Origin of the sequence: Vibrio sp. M260118 (genome assembly GCF_036533755.1) — a bacterium.
GTDB lineage: Bacteria > Pseudomonadota > Gammaproteobacteria > Enterobacterales > Vibrionaceae > Vibrio.
Map to the genome: position 1 here is coordinate 1 of NZ_JATABG010000483.1, position 3121 is coordinate 3121.

General features: G+C 45.8%; 1 protein-coding gene and 1 pseudogene. One reads left to right on the forward strand and one right to left on the reverse strand.

The genetic code is table 11. The features are described 5' to 3' along the window. Positions 1 to 200 precede the first annotated feature (200 nt). Positions 201 to 1191 (forward strand): annotated as a pseudogene (locus QTO00_RS18645) (M20/M25/M40 family metallo-hydrolase). A gap of 56 nt (positions 1192 to 1247) precedes the next feature. Here the strand turns inward: QTO00_RS18645 and QTO00_RS18650 are convergent. Continuing rightward, positions 1248 to 3041: a putative bifunctional diguanylate cyclase/phosphodiesterase gene (locus QTO00_RS18650; protein WP_331426102.1), complete on the reverse strand. Its 1794-nt coding sequence runs from the start codon at positions 3039 to 3041 to the stop codon at positions 1248 to 1250. Positions 3042 to 3121: the final 80 nt, after the last annotated feature.

Here is a 3121-nt window from a genome sequence, read left to right on the forward strand (position 1 = left end):
ACCTTAGAGTAACATTTTATTTACATCATCAAAATTCATGCAATCAACCTACTACGCTCTGCTACCCTGTTCAGACCTATCCAATACGCATTCCTAACCGTAAATTGACACAAGGAGTTGCTATAGATTGATGTAGCGCAGCCCTAAAAACACGTGTTGCAGTTAAGGTATCCACCTCTGTTCCCCAATGAGGTAAAACAATGACTCAAATTAACCGTGAACGCTTGGTCGAGCACTTTATTGACCTAGTAAAAATCGACAGCGAATCTCGTAACGAAAAACAGATCTCTGAGGCACTTGCAGAGCAACTGGGTGAGCTTGGTTTCACTGTTCACAAACTGCCTGTACCTGAAGAGGTATCGAATGGTTACAACCTGTATGCCCGCTTAGACGGCGAGATCGCAGATAGCGTTGTACTGAGTTGTCACATGGACACGGTTACTCCGGGTGTCGGTATTGAACCTGTCATTGAAGACGGAGTTATTCGCTCAAAAGGCAACACAATTCTTGGCGGTGATGATAAGTCAGGTATTGCGGCAATTATGGAAGCCGTACGTAGCATTAAGGCGCAAAATCTTGCTCATAAAACCATTGAGCTTGCTTTCACAGTTCATGAAGAAGGCGGCCTATTCGGTTCACAGCATTTTGATATGTCGTTCATCCAAGCAGACAAAGCGATCGTACTTGATACAGGCGGCCCTATCGGCACCATAGTTAACGCGGCACCTGGCCAGCAAAAGATCGTGGCAAACTTTATTGGTCGCCCTGCACACGCTGGTCTAGCGCCAGAAGAAGGCATTAGCGCAATTCAAGTGGCTTCTGAAGCCATCACCAATATGAAGCTGCTGCGCATCGACGAAGAGACCACAGCCAACATCGGTATCGTGCAAGGTGGTAATGCAACCAACATCGTCATGCCTGAGCTTAAAGTGGTTGCTGAAGCACGCTCTTTAAATGATGACAAGCTAACAGCTCAAGTTGAGCACATGATCGAGACATTCCAAGCCGCTGCCGACAAACATGGCGCGCAAGTAGAAATCGAATCTACTCGTGCTTACAACGCGTTTGTGATTGCAGATGAGCACCCGCACCTCTACAGGTATGGCAAAAGTGCATACCACGGAAGAGTTCATTGCGGTAGACGATATGGTGAAAGTTACTGAGTTTGTTGAGCACTACCTCACTCATTAATCGCCAACCTAAACGAAAAAAGCCGCATCTATTTGCGGCTTTTTAACGTCTGGGGATTACTCCTTTGTGAGCTTTACCACCCGCTCATTGCGCAGCTCTTGGGTTAGCATTGAGGCGAACTCATCGTGAGACAAAGGCTGCGAGAACAAGTAGCCCTGGTATTGATCACAGCCTTCCTCAACCAAGACATCAAGTTGCTCTTGAAACTCGACCCCTTCAGCGATCACTTTAATGCCCAAGCTATGCCCCATTTGGACGATGGTTCTTAGCAACACACGATCCGAGTGGTTAATCGCACACTCATCGACAAAGCACTTATCTATCTTAATCACGTCAATAGGTAACTGCTTTAGGTACTTCAAGCATGAGTACTCAACACCAAAGTCATCAATTGCGATTGAAACACCAATCGCCCTTAATTGACGACAGATATCGGTAATGTTTTCCGGATCGCTCATTAATGCGGACTCTGTTACCTCTAATTGCAACAAATGCGACGGTAACTGGCTCTCTTTCAACGCTTTACACACCACCTCAAACAGATCTGCGTGGGCGAATTGAACCGTCGACACATTAACCGCAATACAAACCGGAATATTTTGCTCATGATACTGCTTGGCCTGTCGACACGCTTCGTGAAGAATCCAGTGTCCAAGCGGAACAATCTGGGTAGTTTTTTCCGCAATAGGTATAAATTCAGCTGGCGAGATCGGGCCTAAGTTGGGGTGATTCCAACGCAGCAGGGCTTCAGCACCGACGATCTTCACCGACTCAACATCCACTTTAGGTTGGAACAGTAGAATAAACTGGTGATTGGTAAGAGCCCAGCGGATTTCTGTCTCGATTTGATGTTGCCTGATGGTCTCACTTAATAGCTCGTCATCAAACCAGCATACAGCTCCACCGCCAACGGAACGTGCTTTGAATAGAGCAAAATCTGCGTTCTTCTCCCATACTTCAATGCTATCTAGTGCATCTCCGGCATACGCGACGCCAATACAGTAAGAGAGCCTATGCGAAGTATTATCCACATCAAACATCATTTTTTGATGGCGATTTAGCTCATCCACTAACTCCTCTAACGTGGTTTGCAACTCCTTACTCTCAACCACAACAATAAACTCGTCGCCACCAAAACGGTACACGACCCCGATATCACCCACTATATCTTTAATGTGTTTAGCAAAGGCGACGAGTAAATCATCTCCATGACGATAACCGAGCCTGTCATTAACACTCTTAAACCCTTCTAAGCCAATATGCAGCATGCCAAAGTGTTTAGCGTTGTGTTCGTTGATTCGCTCGATATCTTCTTTATAAGCATTGATGTTGGGCAGTTTGGTCAGATAGTCGGTTTGACTCTCTGTTTTATAGCTCACCGCCTGTTGCTGAGTCTTTACATAAAAATAGGTCATTAAAGTGGCGAACAAGGTAACGGCTGTCATTTCAATCGACGTATCAATAAAGAGCTTAAAGTCAGTCACTGTAAGCTGATACAAATAGCCATTAATCAGAGCCACACATACTGCGATGGGCCACAGCGAGCCTGGAAATAGCACTATGTAACAAAGAGGAAGAAACAATAAACACTCTTTGACCAACTCAAGCGGGAAAGGCTGGATAAGGCCGCCAATTAAAAACAACGCTGTAGCTGAAAAGGCAAACACATGCTTAAGGGAAGGATTAGAGCTATAGAGTGCTAGCAGTAGCAGTGCGGGAAAAGAGTAATAAGCGTACTCCCACGGGTGGGATTGCAACAAAAATGAGTGGGACATCACCCCTACCGCGGCGATATAGGCGACATAAGAGATTGCTTTTACACCATCGCTGACTTTGAATAGCTGCTCCATCTTCTGCCTTGCGTGCATGTGTTTCTTAAAACTTTAGCGCATATTTGGCAATTCTGATCGGAAACAGCCCCCAATACGGG

Coding starts and splice junctions, on each gene's coding strand:
- QTO00_RS18650 (WP_331426102.1), bottom strand. CDS start 3,041: ATGGAGCAGCTATTCAAAGTCAGCGATGGTGTAAAAGCAATCTCTTAT.